Source organism: Pseudooceanicola antarcticus (assembly GCF_900215355.1).
Taxonomy (GTDB): Bacteria; Pseudomonadota; Alphaproteobacteria; order Rhodobacterales; family Rhodobacteraceae; genus Pseudooceanicola; species Pseudooceanicola antarcticus.
Window position 1 is genome coordinate 241,549 of sequence record NZ_OBEA01000001.1, and the last position, 26,236, is coordinate 267,784.

Below are 26,236 nucleotides of genomic sequence, written 5' to 3' on the forward strand. Positions count from 1 at the left end.
GTCAGGCCCCTTCCATCAGGCCGGGATTCAGGATGCCCCTGGGATCGAACCGCTTGCGCAGCCCCTCTTCCAGCCGGGCAATCGGCGCGGGACGCGGATGGAACATCGGCACGGTCGCGTCTCCGGCACCCCGCACCAGGGTGGCATGGCCGCCCAGCTTATCGACCTCGGCGCGGATCGCCTGCGCACCGCCAGTGGCCAGCAGCCAGACCAGCCCGCCGGACCAATCCAGCATGGCGCCCGCCTTGTGCGGTGCCAGTGCCTCCAGCAGCCCCGGAGCCTCCGTCGGCTTGACCGAGATCCGCCACACCGCGCCCGCCGTCCCGGCAAAGGGCGCCACGTCCCGCACCTCGCGCCAGAGCGCGGCGCTCTCCGCGCCCTCGACCAGCTCCAGGCCGCCGCCAAGCGCCGCCCCCAGAGCCTGCGCCCGGTAGGCGACAGAGCCCGCAAGCCCCTCGACGCGCAGCCGCAGCTCGGCACCCTCTTCCAGCCAGGCCGCGCCCGAGACGTCATAGGGCGTGCCCATGGCGCGACACAGATCGGCGACGGCCTCGGCAGCCCCCTGCCCGCGTCGCACCAGCGTCGCCTCGGCCTGCGGCCGCGCCAGCACCTTCAACGAGACTTCTGAGAGTACCCCAAGCGTCCCCCAGCTGCCCGCCATCAGCTTCACCAGGTCATAGCCGGTGACATTCTTCATCACCCTCCCGCCGTTGCTGATCACCTCGCCCGAGCCATCGACGAAACGCACCCCCAGCAGGTGGTCCCGACAGGCCCCGACCTGCACCCGTCGCGGGCCCGAGACATTGGCCGCGACGACCCCGCCGATGGTCGGCTCACCTTCGCCGCCCAGAAGCACCCGGTGATCCATCGGCTCGAAGGCCAGCCGCTGGCCCTTTTCGGCCAGCAGCGCCTCGACCTCGGCCAGCGGCGTTCCCGCCCCCACCACCAGCGTCAGCGCGCCGGGCTCGTATAGCTTCACCCCCGACAGCCCGCCGGTTTCGAGCACAGCACCCGCAGGCGCCACACCCCGCGTCCCGCCGCCCCTGACGGCCAGCGGTGCGCGCGCGCTGCGCAGGATCTCGGCCAGCTCGGCCTCTGTTCCGGGTCTCATCATCATCAGGCTCCAAGTACTCTGGGGGGAATGGCGCCTCAGGCGACATGGGGGGCAAGGCCCCCCTCCCGGCGTGCGGCAGACACCGACAGCGGAAAGACCTTGGCCGGGTTCAGCAGCCATTGCGGATCGAAGACATCCTTGACGCGCATCTGCGCCTCCAGGTCCGCAGGCCGGTACTGGTGCTCCATCAGGTCGCGCTTCTCGATGCCGACGCCGTGCTCTCCGGTCAGGCAGCCGCCAACCTCGACGCAGAGCTTGAGGATCTCGGCGCCCAGCCCCTCGGCCAGGGCCAGCTGGCCCTCCTGGTTGGCGTTGAACAGGATCAGCGGATGCATGTTGCCGTCGCCCGCATGAAAGACATTGGCCACGTCCAGCCCGAAGTCCCGGCTCAGATCGCCCATGCGCCGCAGCACCTCGGGCAGAGAGGACACGGGGATCGTGCCATCCAGGCAGATGTAATCGTTGATCTGGCCCATGGCGCCGAAGGCAGACTTCCGCCCCAGCCAGATCCGCGCGCTTTCCTCGGCCGAGCCGCTTTCGCGCAGCTCCACCGGGTCATGCTTGCGGGCAATGCCGGTGATGATCTCCAGCTGCTCGGCGATCTCGGCCTCGCTGCCCTCGACCTCGACGATCAGCAGCGCCTCGCAATCGGGATAGCCGGCACCGCTGAAGGCATCGGTGGCGCGGATGCAGGGGCGATCCATGAACTCGATGGCGACGGGCAGCACCCCCGCCTCGATGATGTCCGAAACACACTGGCCCGCGACCTCCAGGCTGTCGTAGCCGATCAGCACCGGGCGCGCGCCCTCGGGCTTGGCCAGGATCCGCAGCGTCGCCTCGGTCACCACGCCAAGCTGCCCCTCCGAGCCGCAGACCAGGCCCATCAGGTCCAGCCCGGCGGCATCCAGATGCGCGCCCCCCAGCTCGACCACCTCGCCCTCCATGGTGACCATGGTCACCCCCAGCAGGTTGTTCGTCGTCACCCCGTACTTCAGGCAATGCGCCCCGCCAGAGTTCATGGCGATATTGCCCGCGATCGCACAGGCCAGCTGGCTGGAGGGATCGGGGGCATAGAAGAAGCCCTCGGCCTCGACCGCGCCCGAGACACTGAGGTTGGTGCGCCCGGTCTGCACACGAATGAAGCGATTGGCATAATCGGTCTCAAGAACCTGCGTCATCCGCGCCACGCCCAGGATCACCGAATCCGCCGTCGGCAGGGCCCCTCCGGCCAGCGAGGTTCCGGCCCCGCGCGGCACCACCGGCACCCCCATGCGGTGACAGATCTTCAGCACCGCCGCCACCTCTTCGGTCGAGGCCGGCAGCACGGCACAGAGCGGCGGACAGCGGTAGGCGGTCAGCGCATCGCATTCATAGGCACGGGTCTCGGCGGGATCGTCGATCACCGCGCCCGCGGGCAACACCTTGCGCAGGGCCGCCACGACGGCGGGCTTCCTGGCCAGGACGCTGGCGTCCGGCTCGGGCATCTGCATGGCTGTCCTCCCTCGTGGATGGCTGCGGCGCCGGGGCACCTTGCTGGATTGGTAAGTTTTTAGAACCAATTTTTCCCGTAGGCAAGCCCGACGCGAGAAGGGTAACAGAGAGCATGATTCTGCGCGATTACCTCTCTCTCTTCACCCTGATCGACGCCTTGGGCGTCGTGGTCATCCTTGCCTCCTGGCTGCTCATCGGCTGGCGGATCGAACATCCCGGCAAGGCCAAGCCCTCGGTCTCGATCCTGATGGGGGAATATCGCCGTGAATGGCTGCGCAAGATGACCGAGCGCAGCCCGCGCATCTTCGACGCGCAGATCCTGGGCACGCTGCGCGCCAATGTCTCGTTCTTCGCCTCCTCGACGATGATCGCCATCGGTGGCGCGCTGGCGCTACTGGGCAATTCCGACCAGCTGCGCGGCATCGCAAGCGACCTGGGTGCCGAGCGCAGCCCGGCGGTCTACTGGGAGATCAAGCTCTTCCTGGTGCTGCTCTTCCTGGCCAATGCCTTCCTGAAATTCGTCTGGTCCAGCAGGCTCTTCGGCTATTGCGGCGTGCTCATGGGGGCGGTGCCCAACGAGGCGAGCGACCCCAAGGCCATCCCCCGCGCCCTGAAGGCGGCACAGATCAACATCTTCGCCGCGCGCAGCTTCAATCGCGGGCTGAGGTCGATCTACTTCTCCCTCGCCGCCGCCTGCTGGTTCGCCGGGCCCTGGGGGCTGCTGGCGGGCACCGTCGTCACCTGCGCCATGCTCTGGCGCCGCGAGTTCGCCTCGCAATCGCGCGAGCTGCTGATGCAGGTCGAGGAAGACTGAGCGGGCAGCGGCTGTCCACGGCACGGCGCGGCAGAGCCAGGCCCCAGGCAGCCGGTGACCGGCTGACGCTACCGGCGGCCCTCGCGCAGCCAGCCGGCGAGGATCAGACCAGAGGCCACCAGCAGCACCAGCCAGGGCGGCAAGAGCGGCATCTGGCGCACCGCGCGGGTCTCGTAGGCATCGCGCGGGGTCAGACCCAGCCAGCCACGGCCTGCCGCCGGGCGTCCCGGACGCACATCGCGGAAGGCCGGCAGCCCCTCGCTGAGCGCGCGAATCCCGCCGCGAGTCGCCTCGACCGCAGGGTCCAGCGCCGCGCCCGAGGCGATGGTCTCCTCGAACTCGCGCGGCGCGGCGGGGCCCAGCCCGATCACCGCCGACAGATCGCCGGAGGCCAGCCGGTAGAGCCCGATCTCGGGGCCCTGATAGGTGGTCTCGAACCGCCCCGGAGAGACCTCTTCCAGCCCCAGCGTGGTCTGGCTGCCATCCGGTGCCGTCACCACCACATCGCCCACCTGTTCCGACAGGCTGCGGCGGGTGATCACCATCTGCTGGCCCTCGGCCTCGGCGGTCAGCGCCTCTTCTTCCAGCTCGGGTTCCTTCATCATCCAATGGGCCAGCCGGCGCAGCAGCTCCAGCTGCGGGCCGCCGCCCTCGAAGCCACGGTTCCACAGCCAGGCGTGATCCGAGGCCAGAAGCGCCACGCGCCCCTCACCCACGCGATCCAGCAGCAGCAGCGGCCGGTCCTCGGCCCCGGACATGACGACCTGTCCGCGCTCCGGCGTCAGCTCGACCTGGCGCATCCAGCGGCCCCAGTCGCCGTCCCAGGCCTCTTCCAGCCCGGTCGTCACCGGGTGTCGGCGGCCCAGGTCGGTGACCTCTGGCCGGTAGCCCTCTTCCACCACGCGGGCGGTCGGGCGGCCGGGCAGCACCTCTGCCAGCGGAGAACGGTAAAGCGAATCGGCCGAGGCGAAGTCGGGCCCGGCGGCGATCAGCACCGCGCCGCCGTCCTCGACATAGGCGCGGATGTTGTCGAGGTAGAGCGAGGGCAGGATGCCGCGCCGCTTGTAGCGGTCGAAGATGATCAGATCGAAGTCCTCGATCTTGTCCATGAACAGCTCTCGGGTCGGGAAGGCGATCAGCGAGAGTTCCGACACCGGCACCCCGTCCTGTTTCGACGGCGGCCTCAGGATGGTGAAATGCACCAGGTCGACCGAGCTGTCGGCCTTCAGCAGGTTGCGCCAGGTGCGCCCGCCCGGATGCGGCTCGCCCGAGACCAGCAGCACGCGCAGCCGGTCGCGCACCCCGTTCATCTGCACGATGGCCGAGTTGTTGCGGTCGGTCAGCTCGCCGTCCTGCGCAGGCGTGGTGAAGCGCAGCACATTGCGCCCGCCATGGGGCAGGGTCACCGGGATCTGCGCGTCCTGCCCCACGGGCAGGCGCAGCAGCTGCGGCTCCGCACCGTCGATGGACATCTCCAGCGCGGCGAATTCGCCCATGGCGGCGGGCACGGCCCCGTCGTCCTCGATCCTGAGTGTCAGCAGGATCTCTTCGCCAAGGATGCCGAAGGCCGGGGCATTCTGCACCACCAGCCGACGGTCCCAGTCGTCGGGCGTGCCCGAAAGCAGCAGGTGCATCGGCGCGGGCAGGCCGGGGACCTGCTCGAGGTCATGCACCCGACCGTCAGAGAGCAGCACCACGCCGGCGATCCGGGCGCGGGGCTCTTCGGCCAGGGCCTCGGTCAGGGCGGTCATCAACAGGGTGCCACTGTCGCCCTCGCCATCGCCGACCTCGATCCGGCGCAGCTCCGTGTTGGGGCGGGCCGAGATGCGGGCGGCCAGGGTCTCCGCCGCCTCTGCGGTTTGCGCCGCCCGGTCGCCAAGACGTTGCGAGGCCGAACGGTCTTCGACCAGCAGCACGATATCGGTGAGCGGCGCGCGGTCCTCCTGGCGCAGCGAGGGACCGGCGAGCGCCGCCAGCACCACGACCGCCGCCGCGCCCCGCCAGGCCCAGCCCACGAGGCCGCGCCAGACGGCCAAGGCGATCCCGCCGAGGCTGAGTACCGCCAGCACGGCAAGCGGAATCAGCGGCAGCAGCGGATCGAAGATGATCTGTCCGCTCATGTCAGTTCCCCAGCCGGTCGAGCAGCGCCGGCACATGCACCTGGTCGGATTTGTAGTTGCCGGTCAGCACATGCATGATCAGGTTCACCCCGAAGCGATAGGCGATCTCGCGCTGGCGCTCGGCGGCCATGCCCGCGCCGATCCGCATCAGCGGCGCGCCCGAGGCATCCACCGCCCAGGCGCCCGCCCAGTCGTTGCCGCCGATGACCACCGGGGTCACCCCGTCGTTGAGATTGCGAAACGGCATGCCCTCGATCTGCTCGGCGTCCGGCGGCGCGGCCTCGACCCAGACCGGCGCCCCCATGTAGCGGCCGGGGAAATCCTGCAGCAGGTAGAAGGTGCGGGTCAGCACGTGGTCTTCCGGCAGCGGCTCGAGCGCGGGAATGTCGAGGGGCCGGGCGATCTCCTGCAGGCGGCGGCTTTCCGGCGTGGTGGCCCCCAGGGTCGAGACATTGGCATCGCGCGTATCGAACAGGATCATCCCGCCGCTGCGCAGGTAGCGGTTCAGCTTGGCATAGGCCAGGTCCGAGGGGATCGGCTGCGCCGCCGTGATCGGCCAGTAGAGGAAGGGAAAGAGCGAGAGCTCGTCCTGTTCCAGGTCCACCCCCATGGGCGGCGCGGGCTCGATCGAGGTGCGGAAGTACAGCGTATCCGAAAGCCCCTGCAGCCCGGCCTGCGCCAGCGCGTCGAGTTCCTCGTCGCCGGTCAGCACATGGGCCAGCACGGTCTCTGCGGTGGCGATCATGGCGAAATCGTCCTGCGCTTTCGCCTGTGGCACCGGCAGCAGCACCAGCGCCAGCAGCGCGGCCGTGGCCCGCGCCCCGCGCAGCCGGCCCGACAGCGCCAGAGAGGCCAGGATATCGACCAGCAGCAACAGCAGCGCCAGGGCCAGCAGGTAACCGCCAAGAGGCCGCTCGGCGGGGGCCGAAAGCCCCTGCACCGTCACCCCGGCGGGCCAGGGCATGGGCGCAATCGAGGTCTCATCCCCCATGACATTGCGCGCGATCACCCGATCCTCCGAGGCATAGAGCCCCGGTTGCAGGCGCGGGCCGAGCGGGCTCGCCACCAGCTCGGCGCCATCCACGCCGGGCAGGGTTCCGGCGCTCGAGATCGTGCCGAAGGCATCGACGACGCGCTCGGGCTGCCAGGTGGTGCCCTCGACATCCTCGACTGCGGGGCGGGGGTTCACGGACGAGACCGACAGCCGTTCCAGCATCTGCACGAAGAGCCCCGACAGCGGCAGCGAAGACCATTCCGCATTGGCGGTGACATGGAAGAGAACCACCTGCCCCTGGCCGATCTCCTTGCGGGTGACCAGCGGCGTGCCATCGCTGAGCCTTGCGATCACGCGGGAGGCCAGGGTCGGGTCGGGCTGCGCCATGACCTGCGAGGTCACGGTGACATCCTCGGGCACCGAGAGCCCGGCGAAGGGGCTGTCAGCGTCGAAGGGGGCCAGCGCCTTGGGCTCGCCCCAGGACATGGCACCGCCGACCGAGCGGCCCCCGGCGCGCAGGCGCACGGGCATCAGCGGATCTTCCTCGGCGCGGCTGATCTCGCTCGCGGCAAGGCGGGGACCGGCGAAACGCAAGAGCATGCCGCCGCCCTCGATCCAGTCCTGCAGCGCGGTGGCCTCGCCTTCGGACAGGGTGGCCACATCGGCCAGGGCGATCACGTCGGGGTTGGCGGGCAGGATATCGGTCAGCGCGCCGTGCAGCAGCTCGGCGTTGGTTTCCAGCGCCTTCTGCAGGTAGTGCAGCGGCGAGAGCAGAGAGAGGCTCTCCTCGGCGCCGCCACCCGAGATCAGGGCGACCTCGCGGCGGCGCAGGCCATCATCTGTCAGCGCAACCGTGCCGGCGGAGCGGATGCCGGCGAGGGCGAAATGGGTCAGCCGGGCGCGGATCTCGGCTGGCAGGTCCAGCTCTTGCCGGGCCAGCGCCGCGCCGGGCTCGAAGCGCAGTTCGGCCTGCTCGAGCACCCGCATGACGCCGCCGGGGTCGCGGCCATGGGCCTGCAGGGTCAGCACATGTTCGCTGTCCAGGTCGCGGGCCGCACGGATCGCGGTCAGCTCGACCGCGCCATCGACGAATTGCGCGGGCCTGAGGGCAAGCACCGCGCCGCCGGTTTCCAGCACCCGCAGGCGGCCCCTGTCCTCTACGGCAGAAAGCAGCTCGGCACGGCCGGGGCGGTCCAGCCCATCCGAGATCCAGACGGTTTCGATACCGTCCTCCAGGTCCTCGATGCCCGCGATCAGCCGTTGCATGGCGTCACTGTCGGGCGCGGGGGGCTCCCAGGCCAGCGGGGCGAGGCCCGGCAGGCGGGTGACCCAGGTTTCGGGCGTGGCGAAGGCCGGCGGTTCGGGCGAGGTCAGGCGCACCACGGCGGCAGAGCGCCCCTGCCGCCCGGCCTCTTCCAGCAGCACCTCCAGCGCCTCTTCCTGGCGCGGCCAGTCGGCGGCAGAGGCCCAGGTGCCATCGAGCAGCACCAGCAGCGGGCCACGGTTGCCTTCGGCCACCTCGGCCTCGGGGTTCAGCACCGGACCGGCCAGTCCCAGGATCACCGCCGCCACGGCCAGCATGCGCAGCAGCAACAGCCACCAGGGCGTGCGGTCCGAGACGCTTTCGTCATCGGTCAGCCCCAGGAGCAGCGCCACACCGGGGAAGCGGCGGCGCACCGGCGCCGGCGGCACGGCGCGCAGCAGCAGCCAGAGCGCCGGCAGTGCGATCAGTGCCAGCAGAAGCCAGGGGGCCGAGAAACCTATGGGGCCGAGGATCATCGCTACACCCCCCGGTCCAGTGCCTGCCAGACCCAAAGCAGCGCGCTCTGGGCCGAGGCATCGGTGTGGTGCTGGCCATATTGCCAGCCGGTGGCGGCACAGAGCTGACGAAGATGGTCTTTCCGCTCGGCCAGGCGGGCGAGGTAGCGATCCTTCAGCTCCGAGGCCTTCAGCGTCTCATGGGCGACAGAGCCCCCCATGCTTTCAAAGATGGTGCGACCGTGGAAGGGGAAGGCCTCTTCCACCGGGTCGAGGACCTGCAGCAGCACGCCGCGGATGCCGCGGTCGGCGGCCTTGGTCAGGGCGGTGGTCAGCTCGTCGATGGGACCGAGGAAGTCCGACACGAAAAGCGCGCGGGCATTGGGGATCATGGCGCGATGCTCGGGCACGCCGAAGTCCTGGTCGGCGGGCTGGCTGAAGAACTCGGCCAGGCGCAGCACCTGGTTCTGGCCGCGCCGGGGCGGCAAGAGGGTGCCGGTCAGGCCCACGCGCTCGCCGCCGCGGATCAGCAGGATGGCGGTGGCCAGGGCGATATTGCGGGCGCGGTCGCCCTTCTCGGGCAGGCCCTTGCCCGAGGCGAAGCCCATTGAGGCCGACTGGTCGACCCAGAGCATGACGCTTTGCGCGATCTGCCATTCGCGCTCGCGGACGAAACGGTCATCGGACCGCGCCGAGCGGCGCCAGTCGATCATCCGGCGAGGGTCGCCGGGCTGCACGGGGCGGTATTGCCAGAAGTCGTCGCCCAGACCGGCCCGCCTGCGACCGTGGTCGCCCAGCAGGACGGTCCCCGCCAGTTGCTCTGCCCGCGCCAGAAGCGGGGGAAGGCGGGCGGCCTCTTCCTCGGCCCGGTGGCGGAGGGCGGCGGGTGTCTTCACGCGGCGGCCCCTGCGGCCCCGGTTCCCGTGAAGCTTTCGGCGATCTCGGCAATCAGCCCGTCCAGGCTGTCGCCACGGGCGCGGGCGGCGAAATTCAGGCCCATGCGGTGCGACAGCACCGGCTGCGCCATGGCCAGCACATCCTCGGCCGAGGGGGCAAGGCGGCCCTGCAGCATGGCGCGGGCGCGGGTGGTCATCATCAGCGCCTGGGCGGCGCGGGGTCCGGGACCCCAGGAGACGGTCTCGCGCACGCGGTCGGGGGCCGAGGGATCGTCGGGGCGGCAGGCGCGCACCAGGTCGAGGATCAGCTCGACCACCGATTCGCCCACGGGCATGCGGCGCAGCAACTTCTGCGCCTCGATCAGCTCGGCCGCCGAGAAGACCTCATGCGCGGCCTCGTCGACCATGCCGGTGGTCGACAGCAGGATATCGCGCTCGGTGTCGCGGTCGGGATAGCGCACGTCGATCTTCACCAGGAAACGGTCCAGCTGCGCCTCGGGCAGCGGATAGGTGCCCTCCTGCTCGATCGGGTTCTGGGTGGCGAGCACGTGGAAGGGCTGGCCCAGGTCGCGGTCCTCGCCGGCCACGGTGACCTGCTTTTCCTGCATCGCCTGCAGCAGCGCCGATTGCGTCCGGGGCGAGGCGCGGTTGATCTCATCCGCCATCAGCAGCTGGCAGAAGACCGGGCCGGGCAGAAAGCGGAAGGCGCGGCTGCCGTCCTCGGCGGTTTCCAGCACCTCCGAGCCCAGGATATCGGCCGGCATCAGGTCGGGGGTGAACTGGATGCGGTTGCCATGCAGCCCCATCACCGTCGACAGCGTCTCGACCAGGCGGGTCTTGCCGAGGCCGGGCAGGCCGATCAGCAGCGCATGGCCACCGCAAAGCAGCGCCGACAGGGTCAGGTCCACGACCTGTTCCTGCCCGACGAAGCGGCGGGTGATCGAGGCCTTCGCCTGGGCCAGCTTGGCCTCGACCGCCTCGATCCGGGCGATCAGGTCTTCGGCCCCGGCTGCTGTTTCGATTTCCGTCTCGGCCATGACTTTCCTCCGGCGCTGGCTATAGTCATACCTGAAACTGTAGCCGCGAGTTGGTTAATGATAAATTCACCGTCGTCACAAAAGAGTGTGAATGTCACTGCAGAGAGCATTCTTGCCTCTGCACGCGCCGCCAAGGGGCGCGGACTTCCGCCTGTCCACAAGTGGAACCCGCCCTTCTGCGGTGACCTGGACATGCGGATTGCCCGTGACGGGACCTGGTTCTACCTTGGCACCCCCATCGGGCGGCCCGAGCTGGTGCGCCTTTTCTCGACCATCCTGCGCAAGGATGGCGACAGCTATTTCCTTGTCACGCCTGTGGAAAAGGTCGGTATCACCGTCGATGACGCGCCTTTCCTCGCGGTGGATTTCGAGGTTTCGGAAGAGAGCGGTGAGCAGGTGCTGACCTTCCTCACCAATGTCGCCGACCGTGCCGTCGCCGGCCCCGACCACCCGATCCGCGTCACCCGGGATCCCGAGACCGGAGAGCCCTCTCCCTACATCCTGATCCGTGACCGGCTGGAAGCGCTGATCGACCGCAAGAGCTTCTATCGCCTTGTCGATCTTGGCGAAACCGCCCCGCACGAGGGGCAGGATTGGTTCGGCATCCGCTCCTCGGGGCAGTTCTTCCCGGTCATTCCCGCGGATCAGCTGACCGAAGAGGGCGCCTGATTCCATCCTGGGTCGCGGCGCATCCGGTGTCGGGGGCGGCGCATGGACCACCTCCATCGCACGCGCGGATGCCCGGATTTGCCGCCATCGTCCGCCCGCTCGACGGTGCAATCCGCACCGGCCTGCGCAGCGGCGGCTGTTTCTGCCTTGCCCCTGACAGCTGCTGACGGAATGCTGTCAGCAGGGCTGTGCGAGGTACGGGTATCGCAACGCTCGACAAGGAGACATGTCATGAGCATCGAGACCCAGACCAAATCCACCGTCATCTGGACCGAGATCCCGGTCACCGACCTGGCCCGCGGCACCGCCTTCTACGAAGAGGTCTTCGGCTGGACCCTGACCCAGATGCAGATGGGCCCCGACAAGGTGGCGGCCTTCGGCTCCGGTGGCGTGGGCGGCAACCTCGTCGAAGGGCCCTCGGGGATGGGGGCGGGCAACGTCGTCCATCTCGCCGTGCCCGATACCGTAGAGGCGGCGCTGTCGCGGGCGCAGAAGGCGGGCGCACGGGCCGAGACCGACGTGATCACCATCCCGCCCGGCCGCTATGCCCTGATCCGTGACCCCGATGGCAACCGCATCGGCCTCTTCGAGGCGGCCTGAGCATGCGTCGCGCCGATCGCCTGTTCCAGATCGTGCAGCACCTGCGCGGCGGACGGCTGGTGACCGGGCGCGAACTGGCGGAGCGGCTGGAAGTGTCGCTCCGCACCCTTTACCGCGACGTGGCCGACCTGCAGGGCTCGGGCGTGCCGATCGAGGGCGAGGCAGGTCTGGGCTACGTGATGCGCGCCGGCCATGACCTGCCGCCGCTGATGTTCACCGAGGAAGAGATCGTGGCGCTGGTCGCCGGCGCCCGGCTGGTCAAGGCCTGGGGCGGCCTGACCATGGCCCGCGCCGCCGAGGAAGCCCTGGTGAAGATCGACGAGGTGCTGCCCGCCAAGGCCCGCGAGCGGCTTGAGGCGGTGCAGATCCACGCGATCTCGATGCAATCCATGCCCGAGGCCCTGCGCGAAAGGCTGGACCTGGTGGAAACCGCCGTCCATTCCCGCCACCGGCTGAAGATCCGCTACCTGTCGGAAAGCGGCGACCAGACCGACCGGCTGCTCCGCCCGCTCGGGTTGTTCTTCTGGGGCAAGGTCTGGACCCTCGTGGCCTGGTGCGAGCTGCGCGACGACTTCCGCACCTTCCGGCTGGACCGTATCGCCGAGCTGGAGATCGCAGAGCGTTTCCCGCCCGAACGCGACAAGTCCCTGCCCGCCTTCTACGCCCAGGACCGCCGCCGCCGTGCCCCCGCCGCGGATCAGTGACCGATCAGCGGAGCATCCGCGCAGGCCTCGTCGCGGGTCTCGAGCTCCAGCGTCACATGGGTCAGCTGAAAGGCGCTCTCTAGGGTCTGCTTGATCGCCGCGCGCACCGGCCCGGCCTCCTCGGGTCCCCCCGAGAGCACGACGTGGGCCTCCAGCGCCGCCTCGTTCTCCTGCATGCGCCAGAGGTGCAGATGGTGCACCCCGGCGACGCCCGGCACGGCACGGATACGGGCGGCCACGTCGCCGACGTCGGGGCTTTCGGGACTGCCCAGCATCAGCAGGCGGATCACCGGCCCGATCTCGGACCCGGCATGCCAGAGGATGTAGCCCGAGATCCCCAGCGTGACGATGGGATCGACCAGCCGCCAGTCGTAGAGCAGGATCAGTGTCCCGCCGAGGATCACCGCGACCGAGCCCAGGGCATCGGCGATGTTGTGCAGGAAGGCCGCGCGCATGTTCACGCTGTCCTTCTGCAACCGCAGCATCAGCAGCGCGGTCACGGAGTCGATCACCAGCGCCACCCCCGCCACGACAACCACGGTCCAGCCCTCGACCTGCTGCGGATCAAACAGCCTCTGGACCCCCTCGGCGGCCAGCATCAGGGCGATGACGATCAGCGTGGTGTAGTTGACCAGGGCTGCCACGACCTCGGCCCGACCATAGCCGAAGGTCATCGCCGCATCGGCGGGACGTCGGGCGATGCGGCGGGCTGCGAAGGCGATGACCAGGCTCAGCGCATCCGAGAGGTTGTGGATCGCATCGGCAATGAGCGCCAGCGAGCCCGAGACGATCCCCGCCGCGATCTGCACCAGGGTGAGCGCGATATTCACCGCCACGGCCCAGGCGACCCGGCGGTCCCCGGCCAGGTCGGCGGCATGGTGATGATGGTGGTGGTGATGATCGTGCGGCATGGAGTGCTTCCTCGGGTCTTCCTTGACGCTGGCCAAGATAGAACCTCTAGTGACTAGAGGTTCAAGAGGTAATCTCCATGTATTCCATCGGCACGATCTCAGCCCGCACCGGGGTCAAGGTGCCCACCATCCGCTACTATGAAGAGATCGGGCTGATGCCCGCCGCCGGACGTTCCTCGGGCAACCAGCGGCGCTACGACGGGCGCGGGCTGGACCGGCTGCATTTCATCTCGCATGCGCGGGGCCTGGGGCTGTCGCTCGAGGCGATCCGCCACCTGCTGGAGCTTTCCGACAAGGGCCGCGACTGCGCCGATGCGCATCAGATCGCCGCCCGCCACCTGTCGGACATCCGCGCCCGCATCGCCCGGCTGCAGAAGCTGGAAGCGGAACTGGAGCGCCTGTCGCACAGCTGCGACCACGCGCCGGGCGCGCCCTGCGGGCTGATCGAGGCGCTTGGCGACCACGGACAATGCCTGGGGGACCACTAGGACCGTCGCCCGCAGGCGACACGTGGGGGGGGTCGGGGGCTCTGCCCCCGTCGGCTGCGCCGACTCCCCCGCAGTATTTTTGGCCGTCGGATGGATGCAGGAGGCGCCTGGCTCATTCCGAGGCTGAAATACTATCGCGGCAGGCGGTTTGCCGGATGTCTCACGCGCGACAAGAGACGCCCTGGCGCCTACCAATTCCATATATCCGACGGCCACAAATACTGCCGCCGGAGGCTTCCGCCCCCACCCCAGGCGCAACCGCCTGGGATGAGGGCGTGGCGCCTCAGTTCACCTCTTCCAGCCCCTCGGGCTGACCGACCACCACGAAGCGCAGATCCTCGGGGTGCAGGCGTTCACGCGCCACCCGGTTGATCTCGTCCAGCGTCACCGCGTTGACCTTGTCGTTGCGGGTGGCGGGGTAGTCGATGGGGAAGTCGTCGTGCTGCATGCCCACCAGGATTCCGGCGATGGGACCATTGCCGTCGAAGCGCAGCGGATAGGCGCCGGTCAGGTACTTCTTCGCCTGTTCCAGCTCTTCTGCCGTCACGCCCTCTTCGGCGACCCTCGTCCATTCCTCGCGGACCACCTGGATGGTCTCGGCCACGCGACGGTTGTCCGAGGCCACGGCGCCCATCCAGACATCGGCGAAGTCACGATCCGCCAGCCAGGAGTAGACGCCATAGGTCAGGCCGCGCTTCTCGCGCACCTCCTGCATCAGGCGGCTTTCAAAGCCCGAACCACCGATGATCGTGTTGAGGATATAGGCGGCGAAGAAATCGGGATCCTCCATGCCCAGACCCTCCTGGCCCCAGATCACCTGGGCCTGGGGGGTGTCGAAGGGCAGGATGGTGACCCCGCCGGTCAGCTCCAGGTCCACGGGTCCCGGCAGCGGCGCGCCGCCCTCGGGCAGGTCACCCAGGAGACGGTCCAGCATCGGGCCGAGCTCTTCCGGGGTGATGTCCCCGACCACCGCGATCGACAGGCGGTCCTTCACCAGCACGTTGCGCCAGGCCTCGATCATGTCATCGCGGGTCAGCGCAGAGACGCTTTCCTCGGTGCCTTCCAGCGCGGTGGCATAGGGGTGGTCGCCATAGGCCAGCCCGGCAAAGCCCAGCGAGGCGATGTCCTGCGGATCCTTGGCGTCGGAGCGGATGATCGACAGCACCTGCCCCTTCACCCGTTCCACCGCATCTTCGGGGAAGGTGGGCTGGGCGATGGACTGGCGCAGCAGGGCCAGCGCCTCGTCGCGGTTCTCGGAAAGGAAGCGGGCCGAGATCGACAACGAATCCGAGTAGCTGTCATACTCGAAGGAGGCCGCCAGCCCCTCGACCGCGCGGGCGAAGGCCTGGCTGTCGAGCGCCGTGTCCCCGCTGCCGGAGCCCTCTTCCAGGAGGCCGGTCATCAGGTTGGTCGCGCCGCGCTTGCCGGGGGCATCCAGAGCCGAGCCCCCCTCGAAGCGCAGTTCCAGCGCGGCGAAGGGGATCGAATGCTCTTCCACCAGCCAGGCGGTCAGGCCGCCGGGGCTGGTGACCTCCTGGATGGCGATCTCGGCGCGCAGCGGCAGCGCGGAGAGCAGCACGAAAGCGGGGGCGAGGAACTTCTGCATCAGGCTCATTGGCTTACCTCCCCTGCGGTCTCGTCTGCGGCTGCGGGTGCGGGGTCGGGCATCAGCCAGCCGGTCACCGCCTGGCTGCGGTCCAGCACCTCGCGGGCCGCCTGCATGATCTCTTCCGGTGTCACCTCCTGCAGGATCTGCGGCCAGTCCTGCACGTCCTGGATCGTCAGGCCCGAGGTCAGCGCCCGGCCGTACATACGGCCCATCGAGGCCACGTCATCGCGTTCGTAGATGTCCTGGGCGCGGATCTGCATGCGGATACGCTCGAGCGCCTCTTCGTCGATGCCCTCTTCCAGGAAGCCCGCGATGGCGGCATCCAGGTCGGCCTCGGCCTGCTCGAGATCGGTGCCGGGTTTCGGCACGATGTAGACCCCGAAGGTCGAATCATCGAGCGAGGTGGGCGAATAATAGGCCGCGGCATAGACCGCCGCCTCCTGCTCGAGCACCAGGTGCTCGTAGAGGTAGGAGGTCGTGCCGCCGCCCAGAAGCTGCGCCAGCATCACCAGCGCCGCGGCCTCGCGCTGCGCACCGGCGTCGCGCTCGGGCGCCAGGTAGGTTCGGTTGACATAGGGCTGGGCCACACGGGCATCGCGGAAGACCACGCGGCGCTCGGCGATCTGCGGTGGCTCGGCGGGGCGGATCCGCTCGTCAGGCAGGTCGAGGTTGGGGGGAATGACGCCGTAGTAGGTCTCGGCGAGGATCTTCACCTGCTCGGGCTCGACATCGCCGGCGACGATCAGGATGGCGTTGTTCGGGGCATAATAGCGGTCATACCAGGCGTTCGCCTCGGCAAGGCCCAGCTGTTCCATCTCGTGGCGCCAGCCGATCACCGGGATGCCATAGGGATGGTTGAGGTACTGGGTGGCACGCATCTGTTCGTTGAACAGCGCGCCCGGCTGGCTGTCGGTGCGCTGAGAGCGCTCTTCCAGGATCACGTCACGCTCGGTGGCGATGTCATCCTCGGTCAGCGCGAGGTTCTGCATGCGGTCGGCTTCCATCCGCATCATCAGCTCGAGCCGGTCGGCGGCGACGCGCTGGTGGTAGGCCGTCTGGTCCTGGCTGGTGAAGGCATTGTCGGTGCCGCCATTGGCCGCCACGGTCGCGGAAAGCTCGCCCGAGGCCATGTTGTCGGTGGCCTTGAACATCAGGTGTTCGAGGAAATGCGCGATCCCCGAAACGCCGGGTTCTTCATCCGCGGCCCCGGCGCGATACCAGACCATGTGGACGACGACCGGGGCGCGGTGGTCTTCCACCACCACCACCTGCATGCCGTTATCCAGGGTGAAATCCGTGACCTGGTCCGTGGCGCCCTGCGCTGCGGTCCGGGTGGCGAGACAAGATAGGGTCAGGGCCAGGGTCAGCGCCCCGGCGGCGAAGCTTCTCAGCATGCGCCCTCCTCTCAGTTCCAATGCCGGGAAGATACCCCGCATCAGGCAGACAGCAAGGGAGAGCACCGCGTTTCACCCACAAGTGACGCATTGCGAGCGGCGCACCGCCCTGCTGCGCAAGGCTGCGCCGATCCTGGCTAAATATCGGTTAATGGCACCGCGCGGGGCAGATCAGCTAGCGGGCGCTTCAGGCCGCGCGGGCGTCAGTCGGCCGGCGGGTAGCTGGGCACGGTATAGCCGCGGCCGGTCCAGTAGCGGGCGACGAGACGCGGGTCGATGGCCTGGTCCTCGTAGGCGCGATAGTACTGGTCCAGCTTGAACGGACGCAGGTTGCCGAACCGGGCACGACGACGTCGGAAGTCCTCGTCCTCGGCGGCAAGGGTGGCGCGGATGGCGGGATCGACACCGGCGCGGGCCGCATAGGTGACCAGCGCCCCATCGGCAGAGGCCACGCCCTGATCCTCGAGCGCGGAGGCACGGCCTCCGAGCGCGGCCACGGCATCGCCAAGCGGCCGCGGATCGGCAAGATTGCTGCCACCCGGCGTCGGCGCCGGAAGCTCGGCGTAGCTGGCAGGGGTCTGCAGCTCCTTGGTGGGGACCACGTCGAATTCCTCGGGTCCGCCGCCACTGGAGGCGAAGTAACGCAGCTTGCCGTCGCCCTGGCTGCAAGCGGCCAGCGCACAGATGGAAAGAACGATCGCTCCCCGAGCCAGATTCATCGCGGTACTCCTTGGCATTGTCCGAGGCTTAGCCGATTGGCCGCCCAAGGTCACGTGTCTTTCTCTGCCGGAAGGAAGACCAGTGCCGCGGCACCGAGGAAGATGGCCACATCGGCGATGTTGAACGCATAGGGGTTGTCGATGCCGCAGCAGGTGACATTGGCGAAATCCGCCACCGCCCCGTAAAGCACCCGGTCGACCACGTTGCCAAGCGCTCCGCCCACCACCAGGCCCGCGGCGATCAGCCCGGCGCGGCGGGGCACCTCGCGGCGCACCCACCAGAGCACACCGGCGCAGATCAGCAGCGCCAGGGCGATGAGTATCCAGCGGGTCCAGCCTCCGGCCCCCGCGAAGAGGCCGAAGTTGATGCCCTCGTTCCAGGCCATGCGGAAGCGCAGGAAACCGTCGATCACCACGATTTCCATCCGGTGACCCAGGTCCATGACATGGACCACCAGGAACTTGGTCAGCTGATCGGCCAGAAAGACCCAGAAGCCGGCCCAGAAAACGGTCTTCATCCTGCGCGTTCCCTTGCCCGGTTCAGTGACGGAAGTGACGCATGCCGGTCATGACCATGGCCAGACCCGCCTCGTCCGCCGCCGCGATCACCTCGTCATCGCGCATCGAGCCACCGGGCTGGATGACAGCGGTAGCGCCCGCCTCGGCGGCGGTCAGCAGACCGTCGGCGAAGGGGAAGAAGGCGTCGGAGGCGACGACCGAACCCTTGGTCAGCGGCTCGGACAGGCCCATGGCCTCGGCCATGTCGACGCTCTTGCGGGCGGCGATGCGGCAGCTGTCCACGCGGGACATCTGGCCCGCGCCGACACCGACGGTGGCGCCGTCCTTGACGTAGACGATGGCGTTGGACTTCACGTGCTTGGCGACCTTCCAGGCAAACAGCATGTCGGCCATCTCCTTCTCGGAGGGCTGGCGCTTGGTCACCACCTTCAGGTCGTCGAGGTCGATGTGACCGTTGTCCTTGTCCTGCACCAGGTAACCACCCGAGACCTGCTTGACCGCCAGGCCCGCGGCAACCGGGTTGGCCAGGCCGTTGGTCAGCAGCAGGCGCAGGTTCTTCTTCTTCGCCAGGATCTCCTTCGCCGCGTCATCGGCGCCGGGGGCGATGATGACCTCGGTGAAGATCTGGCTGATCTCGGTGGCGGTCTCGGCGTCCAGCTTCTGGTTCAGGGCGATGATGCCGCCGAAGGCAGAGGTGCGGTCGCAGTCGAAGGCGCTCATGTAGGCTTCGCGCAGGGTCTGGCCGCGCGCCACGCCACAGGGGTTGGCATGCTTGATGATCGCGCAGGCCGGACCGTTCTGGGGCAGGAACTCCGAAACCAGCTCGAAGGCCGCATCGGTGTCGTTGATGTTGTTGTAGGACAGCTCCTTGCCCTGCAGCTGCACGGCATTGGCAACGCCGGGACGGTCCGAGCCATCGGTGTAGAAGGCGGCGGACTGGTGCGGGTTCTCACCATAGCGCAGGGTCTGGGCCAGGGTGCCGGCGAAGGCGCGGCGCCGCGGCGCCGCCTCTTCCAGCGCGCCGGTCATCCAGGCCGAGACGGCGGCGTCATAGGCGCCGGTGCGGGCATAGGCGGTCAGCGCCAGCTTCTGGCGGAAGGCATAGGAGGTAGAGCCGTCGTTAGCCGTGAGCTCTTCCAGCAGCGGCTGGTAGTCATCCACGTCGACGACGACATTGACGAACTTGTGGTTCTTCGCGGCGGCGCGGATCATCGCCGGGCCACCGATGTCGATGTTCTCGATGCAGGTGTCGTAGTCGGCGCCCTTGGCGACGGTTTCCTCGAAGGGGTAGAGGTTGACGATCAGCAGGTCGATCGGGCCGATGCCATGCTCGTTCATCGCCGCCACGTGGCCCTCGTCGTCGCGCAGCGCCAGCAGACCGCCGTGGACCTTGGGATGCAGCGTCTTGACGCGGCCGTCCATCATCTCGGGGAAGCCGGTCACATCGGCCACGTCACGGACCTCGAGACCCGCTTCACGCAGCATCCCGGCGCTGCCGCCGGTCGAGAGAAGCTCGACCCCGCGCTCGGCGAGGGCGCGGGCCAGATCGACCAGCCCGGTCTTGTCGGATACGGAAATCAGCGCGCGGCGGACGGGGTGTAGGGCTTGGGTGTCGGTCATGATGGCTTGGGTCCGGGTTTCTCAGGTCAGGTCACTCAGCAAGGCCGGGTCCTGCTCTTCGCGGTTCAGGTCCCGGATTGAGACGGGAGTATCCTGTGCCTTGGCAAAAGACCAGCGCATGCGCGTCGCATGGCTTGTTGCAAGGCCCGAAAGCACGATTTGCAGGGTCGAACGCGGCTTCAGCCGGTTGCGTTCCAGGAAAACCGAAGGCTCCAGCGCCATCTGCTGCTTGCCGTCGTGGCGGAACACCCAGACCTCGCCGCTTTTCAGCGCCAGGCTGACGGCACTGCCGCCCATGTCCAGCTGCGCCTCGATCTCGGGGTGCAGGTGGAATCGGATCTGGAAGGGCACGCCCTCCAGCTTCTTGCCGTCCATGACCTTGTCGAAGCGGCGCTTGTCGCGGTCCTCGAGGCACAGCAGCATGTCCTCGCCCGCCACGGCGCGCCCGTCGAAGGTCAGCTCCAGCGTGCGGGCATGGGTCAGCCCGTGGGTCTTCAGCCAGCCGTCATGGCCACCCTGGAAACGGATGCCGTCGGGGGCATGGGTCATGCGGATCGGCACGTTGCGCGGCGCATCCTCCAGCTCTTCGCCCCGCCCCCGGCGCCGCGACAGCCGCCCCGAGGACATGCCGTCGAGGCAGAGCGTCGAATGGCTGGGCGTCGCCCGCCCCGCCCGCCGCCACTCGGGCCCGAAGCTGCGCCCCGAGCCGCAGTTGACCACCAGGGGACGGCGCCCCGAGGTGAGCTCGAAGGCCAGGGTCGAGGCATGGGCGGACAGGCTGGCCCGGCCCGCCGGCGGCGGGCTGGCGTCGACGATCACCGAGGAGCGCCCCGAGGACAGCCGCGCATAGCCCATGGCCAGCCCGTCGGGCTGCGCCCGCGTGATGCCCGAGGCCGCCAGCGCATGATCCAGCCGCCCCTCCATGCCGCGCCCGCCGCCATGGAAACGCGCCAGCGAGCCATCCGCATGGCGCAGGGTCCTGAGGGTGGGGGCGATACGTTCGATGGCGGCGCGGTGCTCCTTGCCGACGCGCTTGTCGCTTTCGTCCAGGGCCTGGGCAGCCCAGGTGAGCAGGGTGAAGACCTCGAGCAGCTCTTCGGGGTTGCGGGTCGGCAGGCCGCCCTGGGCGTCGATCTGCGCCAGCACTTCCCGTTCCAGCGCCTTGCGGGCGGGCTCCACGTGGCTTTCCATGCCGCGCAGGGCAAGGCCGGCGTAGATCAGCCCGCAGAGCGCCTCGAATCGCGGCAGGCCGGGCCGCGCGGCCTTCCAGCGCCGCGACAGGTAGATGGTCTGGCGCGCCAGCGAGAGGAAATAGGCCTCCGAGGCCTCGGCCTCCTGGGCGCGCAGCAGGAAGAGCGCATGGTTGATCCAGCGGATCAGCCGCCGCCCGGCCAGGTCCGGCTGCCAGCCGGGACCACGGCCACGGCCGTAGCGCCGGATCCAGTCCCAGGTCCATTCCTGGGCGCGCAGCCGCGTCGGCTGATCGCCAACGGCGGCCAGGTCATCGAGCCAGGCGAACCCCTGGATCTCGTCGCTGAAATGGGCGTCGGGCATCTGCACGTCCCAGATCGCCACCTTCGGCGCCTCGACGAGCTGCCCGGCAAAGAGAAAGTTGCCCGCCATCAGCTGCCGCCCACGGGCGAAGGAGCCCACGGTGCGCGGCTCGGGCTGGCTGGTGAAGGCTGTGGCAGGCCGGGTCCGGGACGCTGCCCATGCGTGCAGACGGTTCAGAAACCGTGCGCCGCCATTGGCCTGGGCCTCGGATCGGGACATCTACCTGCCTCTGTCGCTCGTAAGCTGTTCCATCAAACGCTCTCATCGGCGTTTGACCGAACTCTAGCGGCTGCGGTCCCCCCTGTCATGGGGAAAGCATGTCCGAAGCACGGAGTGCGGCGCGGGTGCCGCGCAACAGATCAGACGGCCCTTGCACGGCAGATGCCAGACCGCCTCCGGCGGCAGTATTTTCAGCCTCAGGATGGGCAAAGGGCCTCTTGTATCTATCCGACGGCCAAAAATACTGCGGGGGAATCTCCGCAAGGAGATGGGGGCAGAGCCCCCTCCTCGGTCCCCCGTCCTCAGCGTTTGCCGAGCGCGGCCGATTGCTCCGCGGCGCCATCCTCGACGACGCCGACGATGGGCCCCATGGGGCGGCCCCAGTCATCCCGCGACAGCTGCGGCGCATAGAGACGCGAGACATTGCCGTCGAAGTAAAGCGCCTGGGGCAGGTCCAGCACGTCGCGGAAGAAACTGGCAAATTCGTGCAGGGTCACCGCGTTGCGCGAGATGACGAAGACCGCGCGGTCCCCGTCGCGGGTCGTGCCGACGCCGTTGCGGATGTAGCGCGACGTGCTTTCCGGCAGGAAGCGCGGGTGCAGCTTGCCGTCGATCACCAGCATGGGGCCCGACTGGCTGGCATGGCGGCAATTCAGGCTGTCACGGCGCGCCTGGTAATCCAGGGTCTCGATCACCCGCGCGCGGCGCGGCGAGATGCAGAAGACCCCGTTGGGCAGCAGGCCGAAGTTGCCCGGCCCGGCATTGGGGATCACCCGCATGATCTCCTGGCCATCTTCGACGTAATGGCCGACGGGCGCGCGGCTGTCATGGTACATGCCGGCGTTCATCGCGAAGGCCAGGCGCTGGCCGCGCGCGGCCAACCGCGCCTCGAGCGCCGAGAAATCCCCGTAGGGCGAGCCGCCCGGATCATAGAGAAAGAGCCGCAGATCCTCTTGCGCGGGCGCGACGGCGCAGACCGAATAGCGGTTGCCCTGCCATTCCTGGTTCCGGCACTCCACCGCCCCGGCCGCCCGCGGCAACCAGAGCATCGTCAGTCCCAGCAGGAGAAGCCCGGCCCGCCACATGCGCTAGACGTCATCCCCCCCGGTCACATCACGCTGCACCACCTCGTCCGAGAACAGCCGCCGGGTCTCGTCGAGCCGGTCGAAGGTGTCATCGGGGCGGAAGCGCAGATCCGGGGTGAACTTCAGGTTCAGCTTGCGGCCGATCTGGCGGCGCAGCTCGCCACGGTTGCGGGCCAGCGCGGCGATCGCCTCATCGGCATCACCGCCGCCGAGCGGCATCACGTAGGCCGTGGCGATCTTCAGGTCCGGAGAGCAGCGCACCTCGCCCACCGTGATCGAGAAGCGGTTCAGCTCGGGATCATGCACGTCTCCGCGCTGCAGGACTTCCGAGAGGCCGCGCCGGATCGTCTCGCCCACGCGCAACTGCCGCTGCGAGGGTCCGGGTCCGTCGTGAAACTTGTTCTTGCTCATCTCGTGCCGCCTTTCCGGCGCCGGATCGCTTCCGGCTGCTCTCATCGCTACGTATCGAGCGGCATCTAGGGGATGCGCGACCTCGGCACAAGCCATGGGTTGAAAGCCAGAGCTGCCCGGAAACCCCCTTCGGACAGCATTCGGCGCCTTGCCCAAGCCTGCCACGGCACCGGAGCTTTGCCAAGCCGCGCGCCCCGCGCTAGAAGGCGCCAAAGCGCCCATCAAGCCCGCCAGCAAGGACAAACGCCCATGACCGACCAATCCCTTCCCGGTATCGTGATCACCGGAGGCTCCGGCCGCATGGGCCAGATGCTGATCCGCACCGTGCTCGACAGCGACGCCGCCCGGCTGGCCGGGGTGGTCGAACGCCAGGGCCACGACTGGGTCGGGCGCGACATCGGCACCTGCCTGGGCGGCGCGCCCCTGGGCGTCACCGTCACCGATGACCCGCTCGAGGCCTTCGCCAAGGCCCAGGCGGTGATCGACTTCACCGCCCCCGCCGCCACGGTGGAATTCGCCGCCCTCGCGGCCCAGGCCCGCGCCACCCATGTCATCGGCACCACCGGCCTCGCCCCCGAGGACCTGGAAAAGATCGCCGCCGCCGCCCGCCACGCCACCGTGGTGCGCGCCGGCAATATGTCCCTCGGCGTCAACCTGCTGGTTCAGCTGACAAAACGGGTGGCCGCCGCGCTGGACGAGGATTTCGACATCGAGGTCATCGAGTACCACCACAACCGCAAGGTCGACGCCCCCTCGGGCACCGCCCTGATGCTGGGCGAAGCCGCCGCCGAGGGCCGGGGCGTGGCGCTCGATGACGTGGCCGACCGTGGCCGCGACGGCATCACCGGCGCCCGCAAGCGCGGCGACATCGGCTTTGCCGCCATTCGCGGCGGCGGCATCGTTGGCGAACATGACGTGCTCTTCGCCTCGGAGGCAGAGCGCATCGTGCTGCGCCACGTGGCCGAGGACCGCTCGGTCTTTGCCCGCGGCGCGCTGAAGGCGGCGCTCTGGGGGCAGGGCAAGGGACCGGGCGAATACGACATGCTGGATGTGCTGGGCCTGAAGGACTGAGCCTAAGGACCGGGTTGAAGGAACAGGCTGAAGGACCGGGCCTCGGGGAATTGTTTCGGGGCATTGCCTCGGTGACGCCCCCCAACTCCGTTCAACTTGACGTCATGTCATTGCGGTTCGGCGCCGGGAATGGCAAAAGGTGGCCATGTGTCAGACGACGTCCAGTGCGCTTCCGACCCCGATCGCGACCGTGGCCCTCGCCATGTCGCTTCTTTCAACCATTCCTGCTCCTGCCGGCGCCGAGGATTTCCTGCCGATCGAGACCCGTGCGGATTTCCTCGACCTCGTGGATGGAGCCAAGCTGACCACCCTCGGCATGACGCTCTATATCCGTTCCGACGGGCGGATCACCGGCACCGCCTATGGCGCCCGGCTGCGTGGTGAATGGGAATGGTCAGACGCCTATTTCTGCCGCACCCTCAGCTGGGGCGGGCAGAATCTGCCGCTGAATTGCCATAGCGTCACCCTGCTGTCGCGCACGCTGCGCATGACAGAGCAGGAAGGCCAGGGCACCTTCGTAGACTTCTTCCTGCAGAACTGAGCACCAGCTTGACAGAGTCCGGCCGCACAGGGTCCGTGCGGGCCGCCCCGGAAGGGGCAGGCTCAGAAGTCGATGGCGATGCCCTTCTTCTCCCAATCGCCGTAGCGGGACGGGTCGGGACCCTCGCGGCCACCGTATTCACGCGGCCTCGCGGCGGCTTCGGCCGCAGCCTGGCGGCGCCGTTCCTCGGCCTCGGCCAGGGCGCGTTGCGCCGCGGCCGGCAGGGCAGCGCGGCGGCTGGCCTCGTCGACTTGCGGCATGTCTTCGGGGTGGGCTTCGGGCGAGTCACTCATGCAACGCTTCCTTTCGGTGCGCTTCATGATATACGCCGCCCCCATCCCGCTGCAAGAAGCGGACCCCCGATTGCTTTACCGATTATCCCCTTCCGGCCCGTCACCCGAGATCTCATCATGTCCAAAGCTCCGTCCCGTCCCTCCGGCCCGCGCCCCGCAGGCAAACGTCCCTCCGGCCCCGCAGGCGGGGGCGGCAAGGGACGACCGGGACAGGCGGGCAAGGGCCATGGCAGCAAGACCTTCGGGGGCAAGACCTTTGGCGGCGGCGCACGCGGCGAGGGCGGCCCGACCCCGCGCCGGGCGATCTCGGCCCGCGCGGCGGCCCTGCGGCTGCTCAACGCGGTGCTGGGAGAGACCCCGAGGCTGCTGTCGGAATTGCGCGATTCCACCTGGCTGCTGGCCATGCCCGCGCCCGAGCGCGCCCGCGCCCAGCGTCTGGCCACCGATTGCCTGCGCCAGATCGAACGCTGCGACCGCCTGCTGGCCAAACACGTGAAGAAGACCCCGCCCCTGCCGGTGCAGAACGTCCTGCGCCTGGCCACATGGGAGCTCGCCGAGGGCGGCGCGGCCCATGGGGTGGTGCATGACTGGGTGACCGAGACCTCGCGGATGCAGGCCCATGGCCATCTCAAGGGCCTGGTCAACGCGGTGCTGCGCAAGATCGCCGCCGAGGCGCCCTCCGAATGGCCCAAGCTGCGCGCGCCGCGCCTGCCGGACTGGCTGCGCGAACCGCTGGTCGAAGCCTATGGCGCCCCACGCATCCTGGCCTTCGAGACCGCCCATGCCGCCGGCGCGCCGCTGGACCTGACGCCGCGCAATGCCTCCCAGGCCGCCGACTGGGCCGAGAAGCTGGGCGGCACGCTGCTGCCCACGGGCTCGATCCGCCTCGGCTCGCCCGGCCAGGTCTCGACCCTGCCGGGCTACGACGACGGCGCCTGGTGGGTGCAGGATGCCGCCGCGGCCCTGCCCGCGAAACTGCTGGGCGACGTGACCGGCAAGTCGGTGCTCGACCTCTGCGCCGCGCCGGGCGGCAAGACGCTGCAGCTGGCCGCCGCCGGGGCGAAGGTCACCGCGCTGGACATCTCCGAGACGCGCCTCGTACGGCTGAAGGAAAACCTCGCCCGCACCGGCCTCAAGGCCCGGCTGGTCGCCGCCGATGCACTGAGCCACGAGGGCAGCTACGACGCCATCCTGCTCGACGCGCCCTGCTCGGCCACCGGCACCATCCGCCGCCACCCCGACCTGCCCCAGGCCCGCGACGGCGCCGAGATCGGAGAGCTGATCGCCCTGCAGGAGGCCATGCTGGAGCATGCCCTCACCCTGCTGAAACCCGGCGGCACGCTAATCTTCTGCACCTGCTCGCTGATCCCCGACGAGGGCGAATGCCACATCGACGAGGCCCTGGATCGCCACCCCGAGCTGCAGGTGGTCCGCCCGACCCTCGAAGGCGTCCAGCCCGATTGGATCACCGAAGAGGGCGGCATCCGCACCACCCCCGATCTCTGGCCCGACGAAGGCGGCATGGACGGCTTCTACATGGCAGCGCTGCGCAAGCCGCACTGACGGACGCCTCCGGCGGGAGTATTTCCAGCCTTGTGATGAGGC

Annotated in this window: 24 protein-coding genes; 8 read left to right on the forward strand and 16 right to left on the reverse strand. The window is 68.9% G+C overall.

What is annotated here, in order from left to right; genetic code table 11:
• Window position 1 precedes the first annotated feature (1 nt).
• Both glcE and CRO50_RS01230 read right to left on the reverse strand, forming a co-directional pair.
• A complete protein-coding gene (gene glcE / locus CRO50_RS01225; protein WP_097144672.1) occupies window positions 2–1,111 on the reverse strand; it encodes a glycolate oxidase subunit GlcE in 1,110 nt (369 codons plus the stop codon).
• A gap of 38 nt (window positions 1,112–1,149) precedes the next feature.
• On the reverse strand, window positions 1,150–2,604 hold the full coding sequence (locus CRO50_RS01230; RefSeq protein WP_097144050.1) for an FAD-linked oxidase C-terminal domain-containing protein: 1,455 nt from the start codon (window positions 2,602–2,604) through the stop codon (window positions 1,150–1,152).
• Window positions 2,605–2,717: 113 nt separating this feature from the next.
• On the opposite strand from CRO50_RS01230, the gene CRO50_RS01235 reads away from it, so the two are divergent.
• Complete coding sequence (locus tag CRO50_RS01235; RefSeq protein WP_097144051.1) at window positions 2,718–3,419, forward strand: DUF599 domain-containing protein; 702 nt, start codon at window positions 2,718–2,720, stop codon at window positions 3,417–3,419.
• A 68-nt stretch (window positions 3,420–3,487) separates the two neighbouring features.
• On the opposite strand, the gene CRO50_RS01240 is transcribed toward CRO50_RS01235, so the two are convergent.
• The 4 genes from CRO50_RS01240 to CRO50_RS01255 are packed head-to-tail and all read right to left on the reverse strand — an operon-like array spanning window position 3,488 to window position 10,224.
• Entirely contained in the window at window positions 3,488–5,539 is a 2,052-nt protein-coding gene (locus CRO50_RS01240; protein ID WP_097144052.1) for a hypothetical protein, read from the reverse strand.
• A 1-nt stretch (window position 5,540) separates the two neighbouring features.
• The gene (locus CRO50_RS01245; protein WP_097144053.1) at window positions 5,541–8,312 is read right to left on the reverse strand and encodes a DUF4159 domain-containing protein; all 2,772 of its coding nucleotides are present in this window, start codon (window positions 8,310–8,312) and stop codon (window positions 5,541–5,543) included.
• A 2-nt stretch (window positions 8,313–8,314) separates the two neighbouring features.
• Window positions 8,315–9,187 carry a DUF58 domain-containing protein gene (locus tag CRO50_RS01250; RefSeq protein ID WP_097144054.1) on the reverse strand — a complete coding sequence of 291 codons (873 nt, stop codon included), beginning with the start codon at window positions 9,185–9,187 and terminating at the stop codon, window positions 8,315–8,317.
• On the reverse strand, window positions 9,184–10,224 hold the full coding sequence (locus CRO50_RS01255) for an AAA family ATPase (RefSeq protein ID WP_097144055.1): 1,041 nt from the start codon (window positions 10,222–10,224) through the stop codon (window positions 9,184–9,186). The genes CRO50_RS01250 and CRO50_RS01255 overlap by 4 nt, the downstream gene beginning before the upstream one ends.
• Window positions 10,225–10,281: 57 nt before the next feature.
• On the opposite strand from CRO50_RS01255, the gene CRO50_RS01260 reads away from it, so the two are divergent.
• From CRO50_RS01260 to CRO50_RS01270, 3 genes are all read left to right on the forward strand, one after another.
• A complete protein-coding gene (locus tag CRO50_RS01260; RefSeq protein WP_097144056.1) occupies window positions 10,282–10,893 on the forward strand; it encodes a DUF1285 domain-containing protein in 612 nt (203 codons plus the stop codon).
• 231 nt (window positions 10,894–11,124) lie between these two features.
• Entirely contained in the window at window positions 11,125–11,493 is a 369-nt protein-coding gene (locus CRO50_RS01265; protein WP_097144057.1) for a VOC family protein, read from the forward strand.
• Window positions 11,494–11,495: 2 nt separating this feature from the next.
• A complete protein-coding gene (locus CRO50_RS01270; protein ID WP_097144058.1) occupies window positions 11,496–12,197 on the forward strand; it encodes a helix-turn-helix transcriptional regulator in 702 nt (233 codons plus the stop codon).
• Here CRO50_RS01270 and CRO50_RS01275 read toward each other — a convergent pair.
• A complete protein-coding gene (locus CRO50_RS01275) occupies window positions 12,191–13,108 on the reverse strand; it encodes a cation diffusion facilitator family transporter (protein WP_097144059.1) in 918 nt (305 codons plus the stop codon). The genes CRO50_RS01270 and CRO50_RS01275 overlap by 7 nt on opposite strands.
• 77 nt (window positions 13,109–13,185) lie before the next feature.
• Here CRO50_RS01275 and CRO50_RS01280 point away from each other — a divergent pair, with 77 nt between their 5' ends.
• Window positions 13,186–13,596, forward strand: a complete 411-nt coding sequence (locus CRO50_RS01280; protein ID WP_097144060.1) for a MerR family transcriptional regulator — start codon at window positions 13,186–13,188, stop codon at window positions 13,594–13,596.
• Window positions 13,597–13,879: 283 nt separating this feature from the next.
• On the opposite strand, the gene CRO50_RS01285 is transcribed toward CRO50_RS01280, so the two are convergent.
• The 8 genes from CRO50_RS01285 to rbfA all read right to left on the reverse strand — a co-directional run bounded on the left by CRO50_RS01285 (window position 13,880) and on the right by rbfA (window position 22,726).
• Window positions 13,880–15,211 carry a M16 family metallopeptidase gene (locus CRO50_RS01285; RefSeq protein WP_097144061.1) on the reverse strand — a complete coding sequence of 444 codons (1,332 nt, stop codon included), beginning with the start codon at window positions 15,209–15,211 and terminating at the stop codon, window positions 13,880–13,882.
• Window positions 15,208–16,599: a M16 family metallopeptidase gene (locus CRO50_RS01290; RefSeq protein WP_097144062.1), complete on the reverse strand. Its 1,392-nt coding sequence runs from the start codon at window positions 16,597–16,599 to the stop codon at window positions 15,208–15,210. Before CRO50_RS01290 ends, CRO50_RS01285 begins: the two co-directional genes overlap by 4 nt.
• 203 nt (window positions 16,600–16,802) lie before the next feature.
• Complete coding sequence (locus tag CRO50_RS01295; protein WP_097144063.1) at window positions 16,803–17,318, reverse strand: DUF3035 domain-containing protein; 516 nt, start codon at window positions 17,316–17,318, stop codon at window positions 16,803–16,805.
• Between the two features lie 50 nt (window positions 17,319–17,368).
• Complete coding sequence (gene lspA / locus CRO50_RS01300; protein ID WP_097144064.1) at window positions 17,369–17,836, reverse strand: signal peptidase II; 468 nt, start codon at window positions 17,834–17,836, stop codon at window positions 17,369–17,371.
• Window positions 17,837–17,858: 22 nt separating this feature from the next.
• Entirely contained in the window at window positions 17,859–19,457 is a 1,599-nt protein-coding gene (purH, locus tag CRO50_RS01305) for a bifunctional phosphoribosylaminoimidazolecarboxamide formyltransferase/IMP cyclohydrolase (protein WP_097144065.1), read from the reverse strand.
• A gap of 21 nt (window positions 19,458–19,478) precedes the next feature.
• Entirely contained in the window at window positions 19,479–21,230 is a 1,752-nt protein-coding gene (locus CRO50_RS01310) for a heparinase II/III family protein (protein WP_097144066.1), read from the reverse strand.
• A gap of 302 nt (window positions 21,231–21,532) precedes the next feature.
• Complete coding sequence (locus CRO50_RS01315) at window positions 21,533–22,279, reverse strand: phosphodiester glycosidase family protein (RefSeq protein WP_232617781.1); 747 nt, start codon at window positions 22,277–22,279, stop codon at window positions 21,533–21,535.
• Window positions 22,280–22,318: 39 nt separating this feature from the next.
• Entirely contained in the window at window positions 22,319–22,726 is a 408-nt protein-coding gene (rbfA, locus tag CRO50_RS01320; protein ID WP_097144068.1) for a 30S ribosome-binding factor RbfA, read from the reverse strand.
• A 249-nt stretch (window positions 22,727–22,975) separates the two neighbouring features.
• On the opposite strand from rbfA, the gene dapB reads away from it, so the two are divergent.
• Together dapB and CRO50_RS01330 are read left to right on the forward strand one after the other, a co-directional pair.
• Window positions 22,976–23,797 carry a 4-hydroxy-tetrahydrodipicolinate reductase gene (gene dapB, locus CRO50_RS01325; protein ID WP_097144069.1) on the forward strand — a complete coding sequence of 274 codons (822 nt, stop codon included), beginning with the start codon at window positions 22,976–22,978 and terminating at the stop codon, window positions 23,795–23,797.
• A 202-nt stretch (window positions 23,798–23,999) separates the two neighbouring features.
• A complete protein-coding gene (locus CRO50_RS01330) occupies window positions 24,000–24,338 on the forward strand; it encodes a dihydrodipicolinate reductase (RefSeq protein ID WP_143516832.1) in 339 nt (112 codons plus the stop codon).
• A gap of 62 nt (window positions 24,339–24,400) precedes the next feature.
• Here the strand turns inward: CRO50_RS01330 and CRO50_RS01335 are convergent, their stop codons facing one another.
• Window positions 24,401–24,631, reverse strand: a complete 231-nt coding sequence (locus tag CRO50_RS01335) for a DUF1674 domain-containing protein (protein ID WP_416061094.1) — start codon at window positions 24,629–24,631, stop codon at window positions 24,401–24,403.
• Between the two features lie 117 nt (window positions 24,632–24,748).
• Between CRO50_RS01335 and CRO50_RS01340 the strand changes: the two genes are divergently transcribed.
• Complete coding sequence (locus CRO50_RS01340; RefSeq protein ID WP_232617780.1) at window positions 24,749–26,194, forward strand: RsmB/NOP family class I SAM-dependent RNA methyltransferase; 1,446 nt, start codon at window positions 24,749–24,751, stop codon at window positions 26,192–26,194.
• Window positions 26,195–26,236 lie beyond the last annotated feature (42 nt).